Genomic DNA, 18604 nt, shown 5'->3' with positions numbered 1-18604 from the left:
CTGGAGGCCCGAACCCACGTACGTTGAAAAGTGCGGGGATGAGGTGTGGGTAGCGGTGAAATTCCAATCGAACCTGGAGATAGCTGGTTCTCTCCGAAATAGCTTTAGGGCTAGCCTCAAGGAGAAGAGTCTTGGAGGTAGAGCACTGTTTGGACTAGGGGCCCTCATCGGGTTACCGAATTCAGACAAACTCCGAATGCCAATGACTTATCCTTGGGAGTCAGACTGCGAGTGATAAGATCCGTAGTCAAGAGGGAAACAGCCCAGACCGCCAGCTAAGGTCCCCAAGTATCCGTTAAGTGGAAAAGGATGTGGAGTTGCTTAGACAACCAGGATGTTGGCTTAGAAGCAGCCACCATTTAAAGAGTGCGTAATAGCTCACTGGTCGAGTGATTCTGCGCCGAAAATGTACCGGGGCTAAACGGATCACCGAAGCTGCGGATTGACATCTTTGATGTCAGTGGTAGGAGAGCGTTCTAAGGGCGGTGAAGCAAGACCGGAAGGACTTGTGGAGCGCTTAGAAGTGAGAATGCCGGTATGAGTAGCGAAAGAAGGGTGAGAATCCCTTCCACCGAATGCCTAAGGTTTCCTGAGGAAGGCTCGTCCGCTCAGGGTCAGTCGGGGCCTAAGCCGAGGCCGAAAGGCGTAGGCGATGGACAACAGGTTGATATTCCTGTACCACCTTTTTACCATTTGAGCAATGGGGGGACGCAGGAGGATAGGGTAAGCGCGCTGTTGGATATGCGCGTCCAAGCAGTTAGGCTGGGGTGGAGGCAAATCCTTCATCCTAAAGCGGAGCTGTGATGGCGAGGGAAATGTAGTACCGAAGTTCCTGATTCCACACTGCCAAGAAAAGCCTCTAGCGAGGTAAAAGGTGCCCGTACCGCAAACCGACACAGGTAGGCGAGGAGAGAATCCTAAGGTGATCGAGAGAACTCTCGTTAAGGAACTCGGCAAAATGACCCCGTAACTTCGGGAGAAGGGGTGCTCCTAGGGGTGAATAGCCCTAGGGAGCCGCAGTGAATAGGCCCAGGCGACTGTTTAGCAAAAACACAGGTCTCTGCGAAGCCGCAAGGCGAAGTATAGGGGCTGACGCCTGCCCGGTGCTGGAAGGTTAAGAGGAGCGCTTAGGTGCAAACCGAAGGTGCGAATTGAAGCCCCAGTAAACGGCGGCCGTAACTATAACGGTCCTAAGGTAGCGAAATTCCTTGTCGGGTAAGTTCCGACCCGCACGAAAGGCGCAACGATCTGGGCACTGTCTCAACGAGAGACTCGGTGAAATTATAGTACCTGTGAAGATGCAGGTTACCCGCGACAGGACGGAAAGACCCCGTGGAGCTTTACTGCAGCCTGATATTGAATGTTGGTGCAGCTTGTACAGGATAGGTAGGAGCCTTGGAAACCGGAGCGCCAGCTTCGGTGGAGGCATCGGTGGGATACTACCCTTGCTGTACTGACCTTCTAACCCGCACCCGTAATCCGGGTGGGAGACAGTGTCTGGCAGGCAGTTTGACTGGGGCGGTCGCCTCCTAAAGAGTAACGGAGGCGCCCAAAGGTTCCCTCAGAATGGTTGGAAATCATTCGTAGAGTGTAAAGGCACAAGGGAGCTTGACTGCGAGACCTACAAGTCGAGCAGGGACGAAAGTCGGGCTTAGTGATCCGGTGGTTCCGCATGGAAGGGCCATCGCTCAACGGATAAAAGCTACCCCGGGGATAACAGGCTTATCTCCCCCAAGAGTTCACATCGACGGGGAGGTTTGGCACCTCGATGTCGGCTCATCGCATCCTGGGGCTGTAGTCGGTCCCAAGGGTTGGGCTGTTCGCCCATTAAAGCGGTACGCGAGCTGGGTTCAGAACGTCGTGAGACAGTTCGGTCCCTATCCGTCGCGGGCGCAGGAAATTTGAGAGGAGCTGTCCTTAGTACGAGAGGACCGGGATGGACGCACCGCTGGTGTACCAGTTGTCTTGCCAAAGGCATCGCTGGGTAGCTATGTGCGGACGGGATAAGTGCTGAAAGCATCTAAGCATGAAGCCCCCCTCAAGATGAGATTTCCCATCGCGCAAGCGAGTAAGATCCCTGAAAGATGATCAGGTTGATAGGTCCGGTGTGGAAGTGTGGCGACACATGGAGCTGACGGATACTAATCGATCGAGGACTTAATCTAAATTAAAAAGCGGAAGCGCCTGTTCATCGACGTACAAACTGCAGGGGCTTTGACTGAGATAAAGGAAACACGATAAGCCGTAAGGCGAATCGATGTTGACTTATCGTAGGGAAAAGACCCGGAAGTTGGCTAGTCGATAGGCGCTGGAGCTAGATTCGAAAAAGGTTTGTTTTCTCTATTATCTGGTTTTGAGGGAATGAAAGATTTCTCTTGAAAAATACATAAAACATATTATAATAAAGTATGTCGATTATGATTTGTCTGGTGACGATGGCGAAGAGGTCACACCCGTTCCCATCCCGAACACGGAAGTTAAGCTCTTCAGCGCCGATGGTAGTAAGGGGTCTCCCCTTGCAAGAGCAGGACGTTGCCAGGCGACCTATCATTCCGCAGTAGCTCAGTGGTAGAGCTATCGGCTGTTAACCGATCGGTCGTAGGTTCGAATCCTACCTGCGGAGCCATGCTTCCATAGCTCAGTTGGTAGAGTGCATCCATGGTAAGGATGAGGTCACCGGTTCAAGCCCGGTTGGAAGCTTCCAACGAGAATGATATATGGCCCCTTGGTCAAGCGGTTAAGACACCGCCCTTTCACGGCGGTAACACGGGTTCGAATCCCGTAGGGGTCACCATTTATATTTTATTTTTGTGCACATGGAGGATTAGCTCAGCTGGGAGAGCATCTGCCTTACAAGCAGAGGGTCGGCGGTTCGATCCCGTCATCCTCCATCATTGTGCCGGCCTAGCTCAATTGGTAGAGCAACTGACTTGTAATCAGTAGGTTGGGGGTTCAAGTCCTCTGGCCGGCACCATTTTTTTATTTGGTGGGGTAGCGAAGTGGCTAAACGCGGCGGACTGTAAATCCGCTCCCTCCGGGTTCGGCGGTTCGAATCCGTCCCCCACCACCATTTCATTTTATAAAGATGGATAGTTCTCTGATTAACGGGTATTATACATAGTGTACTTTTCATCCGATGGGCTATAGCCAAGCGGTAAGGCAACGGACTTTGACTCCGTCATTCGTTGGTTCGAATCCAGCTAGCCCAGCCATGAGCCATTAGCTCAGTCGGTAGAGCATCTGACTTTTAATCAGAGGGTCGTAGGTTCGAATCCTACATGGCTCATTTTCTATCTCGTGAACAGTTGTCTTGATTAATCAAGGCTTCTTTTTCATTTCATGCACTTTCTTTTTAAATGGGGCCTTAGCTCAGCTGGGAGAGCGCCTGCTTTGCACGCAGGAGGTCAGCGGTTCGATCCCGCTAGGCTCCACCAATCATTTTCATAATTAACTTGTCCTAGACCTTGTCTAGGGCTTTTTTGCATATATATACAAAAAAATGTTGAGTTGAGCCAAAGTCTCCAAATCGTTATGATGAAAATAAAAAGGCTAGGGGGAAAACCTATGATAAAGTTATCCATTTTAGGTGTTCCGATGGATCTTGGGCAAACGCGCCGAGGTGTGGATATGGGGCCAAGTGCGATTCGGTATGCAGGAGTTTTGAAGCGCTTGGAGAAACTAGGTTATGATGTGGAAGATATTGGGGATATTGTAGTAAAAATAAATAATTCAGTGGAAGATCATCATACGAACTTGAAAAATTTGAAAGCGATTGCAAGTATTAGTAGGGAAATTGCTAATTCAATTAATAAAGTAATTGAGAACGGAAGATTCCCGCTTGTGTTTGGCGGGGATCATAGTATAGCCATTGGTACGATTGCTGGTATTAGTAAGTATTATAAAGATCTTGGTGTCATTTGGTTTGATGCTCATGGGGATTTGAATACAGAGGAAACATCGCCATCGGGGAATATTCATGGTATGCCTCTTGCTGCAAGTTTAGGCTTGGGTCATTCAGTGCTTACCGGAATTGGAGGATATTCTCCGAAAGTAAGTCCAGAGAATATTGTAATCATTGGCGCGAGAGATCTTGATAAAGGAGAAAGAGACCTCATTAAAAGTAAAAATATTAAAGTATTTACGATGCATGAAATTGACCGTTTAGGAATGACGAAAGTAATGGAGGAATCCATTCACTTCCTAAAAAATCGAACGGATGGTGTCCATTTATCCGTTGATTTAGATGCGCTTGACCCCCATGATGCACCAGGAGTTGGAACACCAGTATTAGGGGGTATTAGTTATCGTGAAAGCCATTTGGCTATGGAAATGCTCGCAGAAACTAAGCTTATTACTTCTGCCGAATTCGTTGAAGTAAATCCAATTTTAGATGAAAGAAATAAGACGGCTGAAGTGGCCGTGGCCTTAATGGGTTCCTTATTCGGAGAAAAATTATTATAAAAAATAATTTAGTGACGCATAGGTTTGGTTATCGCTTTCCATTCCTGTAAGCCACTTCATCATATTTATTTAAAAGTTTATCTAGTTCATAGCTCATTTTTACAACGCGTTCATCTAAGAAGGATGAAGATAAACCAAGTTCAACCATCTTTCTACGATTATCTTCAATTTTTACTAATAAGTCCTTTGCATTCAAATCGATCTTAAGCCTCCTCCAAATATTTTTTAACATCTGTATATCCTTTTTTACGAAATATTAAACAAGCATTAACAAAATTTGTTAAGATAGAAATAGTGTGATTTTTATTGAAAAAATATGTAAGGTCAATCATATTACGTGAAACCTTTTTAATATTCATACGTATGAATGGATAACCGCATGGAGCGGGAGGTATAGAGAGAATGGATGCAATTATTAATCAAAGAATAAGGGATGTATTAAAGGGCGATCAGGAAGCGTTTGGGGAAATCGTTGAGTTATTTAAAGATAAAGTGTTCCAGTTATGCTTTCGTATGTTGGGGAATCGACATGAAGCGGAAGATATAGCACAGGAAGCGTTTGTTAGAGCATATGTGAACATCCATAGTTTTAATCAAGGAAGGAAGTTTTCTACATGGCTTTATCGAATTGCAACCAATCTTTGCATCGATCGTATTAGGAAAAAGAAGCCGGATTATTTTCTTGATGCAGAGGTAGCTGGAACAGAAGGTTTGACGATGTATTCCCAAATTGCCGCTGAGGGGAAATCTCCTGATTCTGAAGTGGAGACGATGGAACTTCAAGAAATTGTTCAACGAGAAATACTGCGACTCCCTGATAAATATAGGGTTGTCATCGTATTAAGATATATCGATGACCTATCTTTGAATGAGATTAGCGAGGTCTTAGAAATGCCGCTTGGAACGGTCAAAACCCGAATACACCGTGGGCGGGAAGCACTTCGAAAACAGTTGAACAATTTGTAGGAAAGGTGAGAAGGAAAGTGAAGGCATGTCCAGAAGAGATTATTCTCTATATGCAAGAATCTTTAGATAGTGACTTGTCTCATGAAAAAGAGCAAGTATTAAAAGACCACTTGCAAAGATGCCCTGAATGTCAAAAACATTTTCAAGAATTAAAAAGAACGGTTGCTTATATAAAGAGCCCGTCACATATACGAGTCTCCAGCGGATTTACTGCTGATGTAATGGCTAGATTACCGAAAGAAAAAAGAAGTGCAAGTGTAAAGCGCTGGTTTCGCAACCACCCAATATTAGCAGCTGCCTCTTTATTTTTACTTCTTATGGCCGGCAGTGTACTGAATATATGGAATGATGATCAAAAGTTTTCCGTTACAAAACAACCCAATTTAGTAGTTGAAAATGATACCGTGATCGTACCAGAAGGAGAAGTGGTGAACGGTGACATTACAGTGAAAAATGGGAATCTCCGAATTGAGGGAAAGGTCAATGGGAATGTAACGATTATCAATGGGAAACAATACTTAGCATCCGCAGGAGATGTTACAGGAGATATTGAAGAAATCAATGAGATCTTTGAATGGCTTTGGTATAAAATAAAAGATGGCAGTAAAAGGGTAATTAACCTATTTGAAGAAGAATAAAGCTCTTTTCTAGAATACTTTTGATATAGGACATAAATCTAATCAATTGTGCTACAAAGAAAATAACAGCTAACTGCCTTATTAAGCATAAAAGTCAGATTTTGGGATTTTATAAAACAACATATTTAAGAAGCCTTGAATAAAAGAGAAGAACGGGATTGCAGTTATCATGCAATCCTTTTTTCATCTTCATTTGGGATAAATCTCAAGGTGACTGCCATTGCCTAATTATTTCGTTCCTTACTTCCCTTGTAGTTGGATTAAACAAATATATGTTATAATGGATAAGTTATTATCCATACCTTAAATGTAAAGCACTTCATAATTTGAATAAATAGATGGAGGAAAGAACATGCCGTTTGAAGACCTTACCATCTTGGGTGTTTTATCCCACGTAGTGGATATTTTCCTCGTTTGGTTCGTTATATATAAATTGATTATGGTCATCCGCGGTACAAAAGCCGTTCAACTGTTAAAAGGGATATTTGTGATCATCATTGTTTGGATCTTAAGTGATGTCCTTAATCTCAATACCTTGAACATGTTAATGGAAACCGCTATAACATGGGGATTTTTAGCGATTATTATCATTTTTCAGCCTGAATTGAGACGTGCCCTTGAGCAGCTCGGACGCGGAAAGTTTTTTGCTAGAAGTGGAATCCATGAAGAGGAAGAACAGAAGCAACGAATGAATGCTATTATAAATGCTGTTAATTATATGGCAAAAAGGCGAATCGGTGCACTTATTTCGATTGAGAAAGAAACAGGGATGGGGGACTATATTGAAACTGGAATTCCCCTTCATTCTAATGTGACCCACGAACTATTAATTAATATTTTTATACCGAATACTCCTCTTCACGATGGAGCTGTCATTATACAAAAAACGCAAATTGCTGCGGCCGCGTGTTACTTGCCATTATCGGAAAGTCCTTTTATTTCCAAAGAACTAGGGACAAGGCATAGAGCGGCGCTTGGTATCAGCGAAGTGACTGATAGCTTAACGATAGTGGTTTCGGAGGAGACGGGCGGAGTATCTGTTACAAAAAATGGTGAATTACTACGGGATTTATCGATGGAGCAATTCCAGGCAGTATTAGAAAAAGAACTTACAGACGAAAGTAAATCAAAACAGTCTTCTTCATCGATCTGGAAAAGAAGGGAGAAGACAAAAAATGGATAAATTTATGGAAAATCCCTGGTTTATTAGAATTATATCGATGCTCTTAGCCGTCTTACTTTTTGTCACTGCAAACGATTATTTTGGGAGCAAAAAGTCTGGAACAACTCCCAATGATATGGAAAATGCAAATACTGAAACGATAACAAATGTACCTGTTGAGGTATATTATGATTCTGAAAACCTTGTCGTTTCAGGTATTCCGCAAACGGTTGATGTAAAAATTGAAGGACAAAAAAGATTTGTAGAAGCTGCGAAAAGGCAAAGAGATTTTACTGTGTATATTGATTTATCCGACGAAGAAATCGGAAAACAGCGGGTTCCAATTTTATATAAGGATATATCTGAAAAGTTAAAAGTTACAATTGAACCATCTTACGTGGATATATCTTTGCAAGAAAAAGTAACGAAAGAATTCGGAGTTGAAGCTGAATTTAACCGCAGTATCCTTGCGGAAGGATTTGAAGCAGAGCGTCCGGAAGTTGAACCGAAAACAGTGAAAATTACTGGCCCAAAGGATGCTATTGAAAGAATTTCTTATGTGAAAGCAACAATTGATGCAAGTGGTTTAATTAGTGACACCATCAAACAAAATGCAAAAGTAACGGTTCTTGACCGAGAATTGAACAAGCTTGATGTTTTAGTAGAGCCGGAATCTGTGTTGGTCACAATTCCAGTAACGAATCCGAGAAAAAACGTCCCTATTAAGATCAATACAACTGGTACACCACCAGATGATATAAATATTAAAACCGTTAGCACTGTCACGCCAGAAGTGATGATATTCGGTAGAACTGAGATTTTACAAAGCGTCGATGAACTTGAGGTCACAGTGGATGTCAGTGATATTCATGAAGACACTGAGATTGAAGTTCCAATAAAATATCCACTTGGTGTAAATAAAATTACACCAGATAAAATAAAAGTTAAAATTCTAGCTGAGAAAAAGCTGGAAGAAAAGACATTAAAGGATATAAAAATAGAAAACAAAGGGCTTAGTTCCGATTTGGAGATGGAGTTATTATCACCCGCGAACGGAACAGTTTCGCTTAAGGTTACTGGCGAAAAGAACAAATTAGAAAAAGCCGAAGATAGTGAATTTCATGTTCTTTTAAATCTAGAAGGCCTTAAAGCCGGAGAGCACGAAGTGGATCTTGTAGTGGATGGTCCAAAAGATGTGCAATGGGAATTATCAACAAAAAAAGTGAAAATACGCTTAACAGAAAAGGAAAATGTCTAAATGAACATTGTTCGAAGAAGGAGCGATAGATACAATGGGTAAATATTTTGGAACTGATGGAGTAAGAGGGGTAGCAAATTCGGAGCTGACGCCAGAGTTGGCATTTAAATTGGGCCGCTTTGGAGGTTATGTTTTAACGAAAAACTCTGAACGCCCTAAAATTCTCATCGGCCGCGATACCCGGATTTCCGGTCATATGCTGGAAGGAGCTCTTGTATCGGGATTGCTATCTATTGGAGCAGAAGTCATGCGCTTAGGTGTGATTTCTACACCTGGGGTTGCATACTTAACAAAAGCACTAGGAGCGCAAGCGGGGGTCATGATATCAGCTTCGCATAATCCAGTCGCAGACAACGGAATTAAGTTTTTTGGACCAGATGGATTTAAACTGTCAGATGAGCAGGAAGAAGAAATAGAGGAATTACTTGATTTAGGAGAGGATACCCTACCTCGACCAGTTGGAAAAGATCTTGGACTTGTAAGTGATTATTTTGAAGGCGGACAAAAATATTTACAATACCTTAAGCAAACGGTTGATGAGGATTTCTCTGGTATACATGTTGCACTTGATAGTGCACACGGAGCTACTTCCTCATTGGCAACACATTTGTTTGCCGACCTGGATGCAGATATTTCAACGATGGGCTCGTCTCCAAACGGTTTGAATATTAATGATGGAGTCGGATCGACACATCCTGAAGCGCTAGCTGCTTTCCTTAAAGAAAAAGGGGCAGATGTAGGACTAGCCTTTGATGGAGATGGAGATCGTGTCATTGCGATCGATGAAAATGGAGACATCGTGGACGGCGACTATATTCTCTATATTTGTGGAAAACATATGAATGAAGAAGCCCGCCTTAAGCAATCAACAGTCGTTTCGACCGTCATGAGTAATCTTGGTTATTACAAGGGCCTTGAAAAATTGGGCATCAATAGTGCTCAAACAGCTGTTGGTGATCGTTATGTCGTTGAAGAAATGAAAAACAATAATTACAATCTTGGTGGCGAACAGTCGGGCCATATCATTTTTCTTGATTACAACACAACTGGAGACGGACTTTTAACAGGGCTTCAACTCATTAACATTATGAAGCTCACGGGAAAGCCGCTTTCCGAACTTGCAAAAGGTATGAAAAAATACCCGCAAAAGCTAGTGAATATCCGTGTAACAGATAAATACCACGTAACGGATAATGAAAAGGTAAAAGAAATTATCGAACAAGTAGAATCAGAGATGAATGGAAATGGACGAATTCTCGTTCGCCCTTCAGGAACAGAGCCGCTTGTTCGCGTAATGGCAGAAGCCCCTTCAAAAGAAGCATGCGAAGATTATGTCGACAGAATTTCAGCCGTAGTAGAAGCGGAAATGGGATTGACGGAATAAAGGTTTATACAGGATGCAACTGAGCGAAGTTATACTTGGTTGCATCTTTTTTGTTTTTAATTGTAGGAAAAATGGTGTAGAAGGTATCAATCACCGTATTGACTCCCTTCGTCGTTGGAAAAATCGAAGTGAAGGTAATCAATCACCGTATTGATGCCCTTCCTCGTTTGGAAACTCAAAGTGAAGGTAACCAATCGCCGTATTGATGCCCTTCCTCGTTTGGAATCTCAAAGTGAAGGTAATCAATCGCCGTATTGATGCCCTTTCTCGTTTGGAAAATCAAGGTGAAGGAAATCAATCGTCGTATTAATGCCCTTCGACGTTGGAAAAACCATAGTGAAGGAAAGCAATCACTATATTAATACCTTATTCATCGAATTTAAACAAAGGATAATGCGTATTGTACCTTTACTTCAACAACTGCAAAATCAAATACGCTTGCTGCATATGCAGGCTCATAACGTATTGATTCGCCTGCAGTAAAATATTTGCTTTCGTATAATTCATAATTTCCTTTGCAATATCCGCATCTCGTATTCTTGATTCCGCCGCAACAAGGTTTTCCTCCATGGTCATCGTGTTATTATAAGCATGTTCCAGCCTATTCATATATGCACCCATTTTGGAACGTTCTGAGGAAACCTTTCGGATGGCATCATCAAGTTTTGACATGGCTTCATTCGCATTTTCTCTTGTATCAATTGATAAATTATGAATTCCAATTTCCTCAGCACCCATATCTCCAATCGATAATTCAATATACTGTCCGGCGTTCGCCCCAGCTTGTATGCGGAATGAACTTTTTGAGCCATCAAGTAAAGACATGGAGTTAAATTGTACATCCTTAGAAATCCGTTGTATTTCTTTTTTCAGCTCTTCAAATTCCAAAGCCAGCGCTTCTCTATCCGCATCTGTATAAGTATCACTCGAAGCCTGGACACTTAATTCTCTCATTCTTTGCAAAATAGCATGTGTTTCGTTCAATCCGCCTTCTGCTGTCTGCAACAAGGAAATTCCATCTTGAATATTGCGCCCAGCCATACGAAGACCGCGAATTTGCGCGCGCATTTTTTCGGATATCGCAAGTCCTGCAGGATCATCACTTGCACGATTAATCCTCATCCCCGATGAAATTCGCTCTAATGATTGCCGCGATATAGTAAGATGCCGATTCATTTGATTAATCATCGTTAATCCAGAACTATACCATGTTCCCAGCATCCTTTTCACTCCTTCCATCTAAATGGCATTTTGATTAATATCGGCAATTAATAAAGAAAGTAAAGAAAAACCTGGAGAATATATCTTTCTCCAGGTTCAATCATTTAAATCACAGGAAGTAATCAGTTGGAATAATGGTGGATTTCTTAATTGTTTTCCCGTCTAGTTCCAACGCCTACGCTTTTGCAATCATCCCCAAACTTCTTTCGCAATTTCCACGATATACTTCAATTTTGCCCATTGTTCTTCTTCTGTTAAAAGGTTCCCATGGTGTGTTGAAGCAAATCCGCATTGCGTGCTTAGGCAAAGCTGCTCGAGTGGAATATGCTTGGAAGCTTCCTTAATACGAGAAATAATTGTATCTTTATCTTCTAATTCACCTTTTTTAGATGTGTGGACACCAAGAACAACTTTTGCGCCTCCTCTAGGGACATATTCCAAAGCTTTGAAGTCTCCTGAGCGCTCATCATCATACTCTAAGAAGAAGCCGTCGACTTTTTCTTTTGCTAATAAAGTTGGTGCAATTAAATCATAGCTTCCAGAAAATGCCCAATTGGATCGATAGTTTCCACGACAAAGATGGGTTGTAACAAATAAGTCTTCGGGTTTTCCTTCCAATACACCATTTACGACACGGAGAGCCAAATCAATTAAATAGTCTCTTGAAAAAGCCCCATCGTTAAAAGGGATGTCAGGAGAGGAAAGTCCCGCGATATACACATCATCTAATTGTAAATAGCGAACTCCAGCATCATAAAAAGCCTTAATCGCATCACGATACGCTTGGATAATATCATTCGCGTATTCTTCAATGTCAGGGTAAATGTTCTCATCACGGATTCCGATATTAAATAATTGGTTAGGGCTTGGAATCGTTTGTTTCGCAACCGCTCGCCCTCCAACAATTTCATTAAACAGGGTAAAATCCTTTACATGAGGGTGATCTTGATTAAATGAAATTTTTCCGATGTTGCGGATATTGTATCTTTCTGTTTCTTCATTTCCGCTAAAAATATATCCAACCTCAGGCACATATCCTTCAATTCCGTTCAAATGCTCAAGGAAATCAGTGTGCCAAAATCTGCGTCTAAATTCCCCGTCCGTCACGGCCTCTAGTCCAACTTCAATTTGCTTGTCAACAATTCGTTTAATTTCTTGTGTTTCCACTTCACGTAGTTGTTCTGCTGAGATGATGCCTTCTTTGAAATCCTTTCTTGCTTTATGTAGGTTCTCGGGTCTTAATAAACTCCCTACTTGATCTGCTCTAAAAGGTGCTTTTGTAATTGTTTTTGTCATGGTTAAACTCTCCTTTTTTTATAAAAATTAAATGACGATTAAAACCGGTCTAGCCGCAATTAGCGACCATCACCTCCTTTAATGTTGTGTTGCCTTATCCCTAATTGCTGAAAAGACTTGTTCCAAGTCAGCTATTAAATCTTCTGTATTTTCAACTCCTACCGAGAAGCGCAGGAGTCGGTCACATATACCGCGGGCTATCCGTTCCTCTTCAGGAATATCTGCATGAGTCTGGGTTGTCGGGTACGTGATAAAACTTTCAACCCCTCCAAGACTTTCTGCAAAGAAAATTAGCTTGAGATTCCGTAAGAAGAAGTCAACCCATTTACTCTCCTTAAGACGAAACGAGAGCATGCCGCCCTTTCCAGGATATAAAACATCTGTAACAAACGGTTCATTTCGTAGGAACTTCACTATTTTCTTCGCATTTTCCTCATGTTGCTTCATACGTAAATGAAGGGTTTTTAATCCTCTAATCAACAGCCATGAATCTGTTGGTGAAAGAACGGCGCCGATTGCATTATGTAAAGTAAACAATCTTTCACAAAGATCATTCCCTTTCGCTGTGACTAATCCAGCCAATACGTCATTGTGACCTCCAATATATTTGGTCGCACTATGTATAACGATATCGGCACCTAATTCTATTGGTCTCTGAAAATATGGAGTTAAAAATGTATTATCCACAATCAGTAAAAGATTATACTTTTTAGCTAAATATGAATACTGGCTAATATCAATTTCTTCCATCAAAGGATTAGTAGGAGTTTCAATGAAAATGGCCTTTGTGCTGCGTGTAATATTTTTTTCTGTCCCCTTTACATCCTGAAATCTCGCATAAGTAGTCTTGATTCCATAAACTTCTGAAAAATGTTTTAGTAAGCGATATGTTCCACCGTAAATATCCTCAGGAACAATTAATTCATCGCCGTTTTGGAAGAGAGATAGTACCAATTGGATGGCGGCCATTCCGGAACTGCACGCAAACCCTTGATCGCCTCCTTCCAAATTGGCAATTCCTTCTTCAAGAATAGCTCGTGTTGGGTTTTTAGTTCGTGTATAGTCATAACCTGTTGATTCCCCAAGCCCAGGATGCTCATATGCAGTCGATAAATAGATAGGGGGATTAATAGCGCCAGTTTTTGAATCATATCTATTACCTAACTGGACTAATCTCGTCTCAAAACTTTTAACCGTCATGTTGTTCATCCTCCAGCCATAATAAAAAGGACCTTCTAGAAAAAAGAAGGTCCTCATAAAAGAAAACATCTTCTTATCTTCTAGGTTAAAAACCTATTGGAATTAGCACCGGTGCCATGTAGGCCGGTTGCTGAGACTTCGTAGGGCCAAATCCCTCCGTCTCTCTGGATAAGAAAAGAATATAAAGTTTTTGAATTGGTTAATGTATCTTACTTTAATATAGACGAAGAAAAAGTGCAAGGGAAAAATAATAAAAAATGTATGAATTTATTGAAAGTATAAAATAAGAACTTTTCTTATTTTCTATTATTCGATACAATGAGTAATAATACTCATAGACTTTTTACCTAGTGGGATAGGAGAGAGTACATTGAAAAAGGAAAATGTCATTCACGCTGCATCTTTAGTTCGTGATATTTTAAATACACTTTGGATTATTATCGGATTATATATCATTGCCACAAGTGTGGATGCTGTTTTCACTACTAAGGATACGTGGCTATTTGTTCAATATGTGATCATCTATCCCTCTATCTTTTTAGTAATTACGATCGGAACACTTGAAGTCTGTCTACGAAAAATAAAATCCCATATAGAATACATTTTGATTTTAGGTATTAATATAGTGGCAAGTATCATTATTTTAACGCTATATGAAAAACCTATCCTTATTTTTCTGTTAATTTTCCCTGTCATGGTTTCATTATATTTTTATAAATTAAAGCTATTAAAATTTGCTTGTATTACCGGAATCTTATCGGGTCTCCTTATCTATATACTGTCAGATCCAGTCCGTTCCCATATGATGCACTCCGATATTATTATTATGATTGCTATAATAATAGGGATATCTTTGCTTATTAACAGTTTGATGAAGCATAGCGTTCAATTGGCTAATGAGCTTTTAAAAACGACTAAAGAAAAGCAAGATTTATTTTCACAAAATATCCAGATGGAAAAGCTTACGCGGATGGATCCCGTTACAGAGCTTTACAACCATCGCTCCTTTCACGAATATTTAGAAACGTTATTAAGAATGGACACAATTGATGAATTATACTTACATATTGCAATCTTGGATATCGATAATTTTAAGAAGGTAAATGATACGTATGGCCATCAAATGGGTGATTTGGTCATTGTAGAAGTGGCGAAGCAAATTAAATCTTTTTTGGAAAATGATGATTTTGCTTTTCGTTACGGCGGTGAGGAATTTGCTATCATCAATATTGGATTAACGACTGAAGAATTTTTAGAAAAAATGGAAAACATTCGAATGGGCATTTCGAATGTATGCATGGAGGAATTAAAGGGGCAGCGTGTGACGGTGAGTGTCGGATTACAAAAATTATTGCCAGGGATGGGTAAGGACCTCCTGTTTAACGGGGCAGACACTTCATTATATATTGCTAAAAAGTCCGGGAAAAATAAGGTGATTATGAATTTAGGTGAACGAACGCCAGTAGGTGCAGTTTAAAAAGATTTAAAAAATGTATTTAGAAAGATGAATGTGAAAATAATAGCAGCAATAATAATCGCTTCTATTGTTTGTTTTTTAGAGTTTTTCTTTTGTTGCATTTTTTCCCTATAATCCAATTGGATTTTTTTCTTCTTATTATCTAACTTCATAATGACCTCCATAAAATATAAAGTTAGTACACTATTCTATATTTTATGAAAAAACTGTAAAAATGCCAAGGGGAATTATTCCTCTTGGCATTTAATTTATGCGGCAATATCTAATTTTCTTTCTCTTATCCATATGAATATAATAAAGCCTATTACGATTGTGATCAGTGCGATATAACAAAGCGGTACAATCCATATGGGCAGCCACATGCTGATGATTGCAAAAAGCAAATAGCGTATTCCGAAAATAAGCAGCGCCAATATGACTGGAACATGAATTCCAATTAGTGCAATATAACTTGGAACGAGAGTGGAAACAGCCATGGATATGAATGTCAATAGGAATCCTAACATATAAATAGCAACCGTAGAAAGCACGATGTATTGAAAAAACGTTAAGTTATACCAGTACGTGTGACCGATAAAGGAATTAATGGGTACTTCAAAGAAAACTGCAGGATTATTTAAAGAGTATATACTTAAATAAATGGCAAGCAATACCGTCATAACAATAAATGCAGAAATGAGTCCAGCAGCGAGTTTTCTTTTAAAAAGGGATCTTCCTATTTTTGAAGTATATTGCAAATCAACTAGATTTCTTGTTCGATCACTAAGAAAAGTAGGGGAGATGACGAGTACAACGCTGATTAAAACAGCAATCGCAATATTCGAAATGATATCATTAAAATCCATTAATGAAACTTCCGGGTAAAGATCGAACTGTCCCGACTTTTTTAATTCGTTTAAACGTTTCTGTCCAATAGAATCAGCCCTACTTATCTCATTTTCGATTATCATGTCCTGATCATGATGGTATTCTAATAATCTTTCTCGCTCTTGAAGTTCCCAGAACAAATCGATTTCTTCGTCAAAAACAACCTTATCACGAAGTTTCATTTGGGTTTCATTTTCACGGTCTATATTTTCGAATTCCTCATAAGATTGAATTCCAACCTTTTTAAAATCCTCCCTTGATTGAAAGAATTCGTTTGCTTTTCGCACTTCTTCTTCGTATTTCTTTTTAAAATCCGCTTTTTCAGACTCATCCATTTCGGGGCCGTAGTTTTGAACCATTTCTGCACCAATCCTGTAGGAATCCAAGGCAGGCCTTCCATTAGGAAAGTGTTCAATATTAAAATCAATCAAAAAGTAGTACAAAATCAAATTAACGAAAGCTAAAACGAACAGTATTTTCCAGTTTAAGATCTTTCGAATTTCTAATAGTAAGATATGCATAAAATTTCTCCTTACGAGATGTCTTGTTTCGTAAATTTTTTTAATGACAAGAAACAAAGAATAGTAAAGATGGCACTCCAGGCGAAGATGGTGCCGACCTCATAGTATTTAAACATCGTCAGCCCGCTTGACCCCATCCACCATTGTTGAGGATTTAACACAAGACTAGACAAATTAAATCCCGCGAGTAATTTTAAGTTTATAGAGCCTGGTAGAAAGGATGGCAAAATAAAAAAAGCAATAAAAATAACAGAAAATACAATAAAGGTGAAATAACTATTTTTCAACAAAACCGAAAGGCTAAAAGTAAAGATTGAAAATAATAGCATGCTAACATATGAAACGACTACCGCTAAAAGTAAATAGGTCAAAAATGAGAAATTCCACCATGATACATAAGGGAAATTATACTCCCAATTAAAACCACTGCTAATCGAACTATTCCATAAATGGGAATAGTCAAACACGGAAAAATAAAAACCAAGTGTCACGATGAGCAAAAAGATCGTAATAATGGAGGTAGTGATTAAAGAAGCAAGGAGCTTATCCACCATTAACTTCCTCCCTCGACGAGCAGTATACATGACAAGCTGTGTTCGATTTTCATATTCAAAATTAGTAATCAAGGCAGTAGAAAGGACGATTAATATCATTGCTTCAATTAAGATATGTTTGAAAAAAGTTGAAAATAAAAGACTATGCATGCGATATACTTTTCCGGCAAAAAACCACTGTTTATGCTCTCCATTCTGTTTCAATTCTTCAAATCGAGTAGAGAATGTTGTATATTCTTGTCTAAGGGTTTCAGCTGCGGCTCCAGTGAGACGATATCCTTCAATTGTAGCTTCCCCGATCTTTTTTATATCAAACTTTCCATATTCATAATCTAAAGACTTGGCATTCTCAACATACATTTCTTTTAACTGTAATTCGTAAAAGGATTGCAGTTCTGAATTTGTATATAGATCGTGATTCTCATAACTTAATTGATTAAAAAAATCAGCTGCGTGTTCAAACGTTTGTCCGCCTTTTTCTTCCGTAATGGAATTTAAATAGGCTAGATCCGCCGCAAAACCTTCTTGAATGCGCGATAGGGATTCATCTGTAATAGCAATCCCATATTCCTGTGCTATCTGATTCACAACTTCCAATTCTTCTTTAAAATCAGAAGAGTTATAAACCAAAAAGACATTCCAAATTGTGAATAAGAGCAGGAGAAAAAGGATAATCGGTGAAGAGAGTGCTTTTTTACACTCTAAAAAAGTAATTCTCATAGCTCACACTTCCGCTTGTAAATTATCGCGATATTCATATAAGAACACATCTTCCAAATGTGGAATAACTGGAATCCAATCTCTGTCCATTTCACCTTTATGAACGAAACGTACTAACACATTTTCATGCTCCTGCTTTTCGCCAATGAGAATGAATTTTTTACGAAAAGCTTCTAATTCATCGTTCGAGATGGATGTTTCGTAGATGAACCCATCGAGCGTATCGCATATAGATTGAGCAGTGTCCTTAAATAGGATCTCCTGATTTTTTATCATGATTACTTGATTGGCGATCGATTCAATATCTGAAACGATATGGGTGGAAATGATGATCAGTCTATCCCTTGATAGCCCTGTTAAAAGCTGACGGAATCTGGCTCGTTCTTTCGGATCAAGACCAGCAGTCGGCTCATCCAAAATCAATATTTTCGGATCATTTAATAATGCTTGAGCAATGCCAACCCGCTGGATCATCCCACCAGAGAACTTCCTCATTTTTTTATTGGCGACCTCACGAAGCGCTACTTTTTCGAGCAACTCGTTAATTTTAGACAGTGCCGCTTTCTTATCTATCCCTTTTAGAGCAGCGAGATACATTAAATACTGTTTTGGTGAATAATGCTTATAAAAGCCGAAGTTTTGCGGTAAATAACCAAGAATATCACGATAATCCTCATCAAGTTCAACAATATTTGTTCCGTTATAAAGGATTTCTCCTTTCGTTGGGGAAATGAGCGTCACAAGCATTTTAATCAACGTCGTTTTTCCGGCACCATTTGGGGCAAGAAGTCCATATATTCCCTTATCAAACTCGAGATTAATCTGTTTTAAAGCAGTAAAATCTCCATATTGTTTACGTACATCTTTTACAACCAACAT

15 protein-coding genes, 9 tRNA genes, 2 rRNA genes and 1 riboswitch are annotated in these 18604 nt (G+C 39.9%); of the genes, 18 read left to right on the top strand and 8 right to left on the bottom strand.

From position 1 onward, the window contains the following. From KHA96_RS17650 to rocF, 12 genes are all read left to right on the top strand, one after another. A 23S ribosomal RNA gene (locus tag KHA96_RS17650) occupies nucleotides 1–2165 on the top strand; the annotation flags it as partial. A 260-nt stretch (nucleotides 2166–2425) separates the two neighbouring features. Continuing rightward, nucleotides 2426–2541: ribosomal RNA gene (rrf, locus tag KHA96_RS17645) — 5S ribosomal RNA — on the top strand. 10 nt (nucleotides 2542–2551) lie between these two features. Then, nucleotides 2552–2626: transfer RNA gene (locus tag KHA96_RS17640), tRNA-Asn, on the top strand. A gap of 1 nt (nucleotide 2627) precedes the next feature. After that, nucleotides 2628–2700: transfer RNA gene (locus tag KHA96_RS17635), tRNA-Thr, on the top strand. 19 nt (nucleotides 2701–2719) lie between these two features. After that, nucleotides 2720–2794, top strand: a tRNA-Glu gene (locus KHA96_RS17630). 24 nt (nucleotides 2795–2818) lie between these two features. Next, nucleotides 2819–2891 (top strand) — tRNA-Val (locus tag KHA96_RS17625). A gap of 7 nt (nucleotides 2892–2898) precedes the next feature. After that, nucleotides 2899–2974, top strand: a tRNA-Thr gene (locus KHA96_RS17620). Nucleotides 2975–2985: 11 nt separating this feature from the next. Beyond that, a tRNA-Tyr gene (locus KHA96_RS17615) sits at nucleotides 2986–3070 on the top strand. A gap of 67 nt (nucleotides 3071–3137) precedes the next feature. After that, nucleotides 3138–3212 (top strand) — tRNA-Gln (locus tag KHA96_RS17610). Between the two features lies 1 nt (nucleotide 3213). Beyond that, nucleotides 3214–3286 (top strand) — tRNA-Lys (locus tag KHA96_RS17605). A 72-nt stretch (nucleotides 3287–3358) separates the two neighbouring features. Continuing rightward, a tRNA-Ala gene (locus tag KHA96_RS17600) sits at nucleotides 3359–3434 on the top strand. A gap of 130 nt (nucleotides 3435–3564) precedes the next feature. Further along, entirely contained in the window at nucleotides 3565–4461 is an 897-nt protein-coding gene (rocF, locus tag KHA96_RS17595; protein WP_213130604.1) for an arginase, read from the top strand. A 28-nt stretch (nucleotides 4462–4489) separates the two neighbouring features. Here the strand turns inward: rocF and KHA96_RS17590 are convergent, their stop codons facing one another. Then, a complete protein-coding gene (locus tag KHA96_RS17590; RefSeq protein ID WP_249315676.1) occupies nucleotides 4490–4657 on the bottom strand; it encodes an aspartyl-phosphate phosphatase Spo0E family protein in 168 nt (55 codons plus the stop codon). Between the two features lie 206 nt (nucleotides 4658–4863). Between KHA96_RS17590 and sigW the strand changes: the two genes are divergently transcribed. The 5 genes from sigW to glmM all read left to right on the top strand — a co-directional run bounded on the left by sigW (nucleotide 4864) and on the right by glmM (nucleotide 9869). Next, on the top strand, nucleotides 4864–5427 hold the full coding sequence (gene sigW, locus KHA96_RS17585) for an RNA polymerase sigma factor SigW (RefSeq protein WP_213130602.1): 564 nt from the start codon (nucleotides 4864–4866) through the stop codon (nucleotides 5425–5427). Nucleotides 5428–5444: 17 nt separating this feature from the next. Beyond that, nucleotides 5445–6065 carry a zf-HC2 domain-containing protein gene (locus KHA96_RS17580; protein WP_481748248.1) on the top strand — a complete coding sequence of 207 codons (621 nt, stop codon included), beginning with the start codon at nucleotides 5445–5447 and terminating at the stop codon, nucleotides 6063–6065. 352 nt (nucleotides 6066–6417) lie between these two features. After that, nucleotides 6418–7248 carry a diadenylate cyclase CdaA gene (gene cdaA, locus KHA96_RS17575; protein WP_213130601.1) on the top strand — a complete coding sequence of 277 codons (831 nt, stop codon included), beginning with the start codon at nucleotides 6418–6420 and terminating at the stop codon, nucleotides 7246–7248. Then, nucleotides 7241–8485, top strand: coding sequence for a CdaR family protein (locus KHA96_RS17570; protein ID WP_213130600.1), 1245 nt, complete (start codon nucleotides 7241–7243; stop codon nucleotides 8483–8485). Before cdaA ends, KHA96_RS17570 begins: the two co-directional genes overlap by 8 nt. 34 nt (nucleotides 8486–8519) lie before the next feature. Next, on the top strand, nucleotides 8520–9869 hold the full coding sequence (gene glmM / locus KHA96_RS17565) for a phosphoglucosamine mutase (protein ID WP_213130599.1): 1350 nt from the start codon (nucleotides 8520–8522) through the stop codon (nucleotides 9867–9869). A 408-nt stretch (nucleotides 9870–10277) separates the two neighbouring features. Here the strand turns inward: glmM and KHA96_RS17560 are convergent, their stop codons facing one another. The 3 genes from KHA96_RS17560 to KHA96_RS17550 all read right to left on the bottom strand — a co-directional run bounded on the left by KHA96_RS17560 (nucleotide 10278) and on the right by KHA96_RS17550 (nucleotide 13586). After that, complete coding sequence (locus tag KHA96_RS17560; RefSeq protein ID WP_213130598.1) at nucleotides 10278–11090, bottom strand: flagellin N-terminal helical domain-containing protein; 813 nt, start codon at nucleotides 11088–11090, stop codon at nucleotides 10278–10280. Between the two features lie 189 nt (nucleotides 11091–11279). Further along, a complete protein-coding gene (locus KHA96_RS17555) occupies nucleotides 11280–12386 on the bottom strand; it encodes a 5-methyltetrahydropteroyltriglutamate--homocysteine S-methyltransferase (RefSeq protein WP_213130597.1) in 1107 nt (368 codons plus the stop codon). A 78-nt stretch (nucleotides 12387–12464) separates the two neighbouring features. Next, complete coding sequence (locus tag KHA96_RS17550; RefSeq protein ID WP_213130596.1) at nucleotides 12465–13586, bottom strand: methionine biosynthesis PLP-dependent protein; 1122 nt, start codon at nucleotides 13584–13586, stop codon at nucleotides 12465–12467. A 70-nt stretch (nucleotides 13587–13656) separates the two neighbouring features. Beyond that, nucleotides 13657–13761: riboswitch (SAM riboswitch) on the bottom strand. 195 nt (nucleotides 13762–13956) lie between these two features. On the opposite strand from KHA96_RS17550, the gene KHA96_RS17545 reads away from it, so the two are divergent. Next, complete coding sequence (locus KHA96_RS17545; protein WP_213130595.1) at nucleotides 13957–15063, top strand: GGDEF domain-containing protein; 1107 nt, start codon at nucleotides 13957–13959, stop codon at nucleotides 15061–15063. Here the strand turns inward: KHA96_RS17545 and KHA96_RS17540 are convergent. The 4 genes from KHA96_RS17540 to KHA96_RS17525 all read right to left on the bottom strand — a co-directional run bounded on the left by KHA96_RS17540 (nucleotide 15060) and on the right by KHA96_RS17525 (nucleotide 18604). After that, nucleotides 15060–15215, bottom strand: coding sequence for a hypothetical protein (locus KHA96_RS17540; protein WP_213130594.1), 156 nt, complete (start codon nucleotides 15213–15215; stop codon nucleotides 15060–15062). The genes KHA96_RS17545 and KHA96_RS17540 overlap by 4 nt on opposite strands. 96 nt (nucleotides 15216–15311) lie before the next feature. Beyond that, a complete protein-coding gene (locus KHA96_RS17535) occupies nucleotides 15312–16451 on the bottom strand; it encodes a hypothetical protein (RefSeq protein WP_213130593.1) in 1140 nt (379 codons plus the stop codon). Between the two features lie 11 nt (nucleotides 16452–16462). Further along, the gene (locus KHA96_RS17530) at nucleotides 16463–17725 is read right to left on the bottom strand and encodes a hypothetical protein (protein ID WP_213130592.1); all 1263 of its coding nucleotides are present in this window, start codon (nucleotides 17723–17725) and stop codon (nucleotides 16463–16465) included. Nucleotides 17726–17728: 3 nt separating this feature from the next. Beyond that, nucleotides 17729–18604 (bottom strand): ATP-binding cassette domain-containing protein, encoded by an 876-nt coding sequence (locus KHA96_RS17525; RefSeq protein ID WP_213130591.1) that lies wholly within the window; start codon nucleotides 18602–18604, stop codon nucleotides 17729–17731.

The organism is Bacillus sp. FJAT-49711 (genome assembly GCF_018343715.1).
In the GTDB taxonomy this organism is placed as follows: Bacteria; Bacillota; Bacilli; order Bacillales; family Bacillaceae_C; genus Lederbergia.
This window is presented reverse-complemented; position numbering and strand designations above follow the sequence as displayed.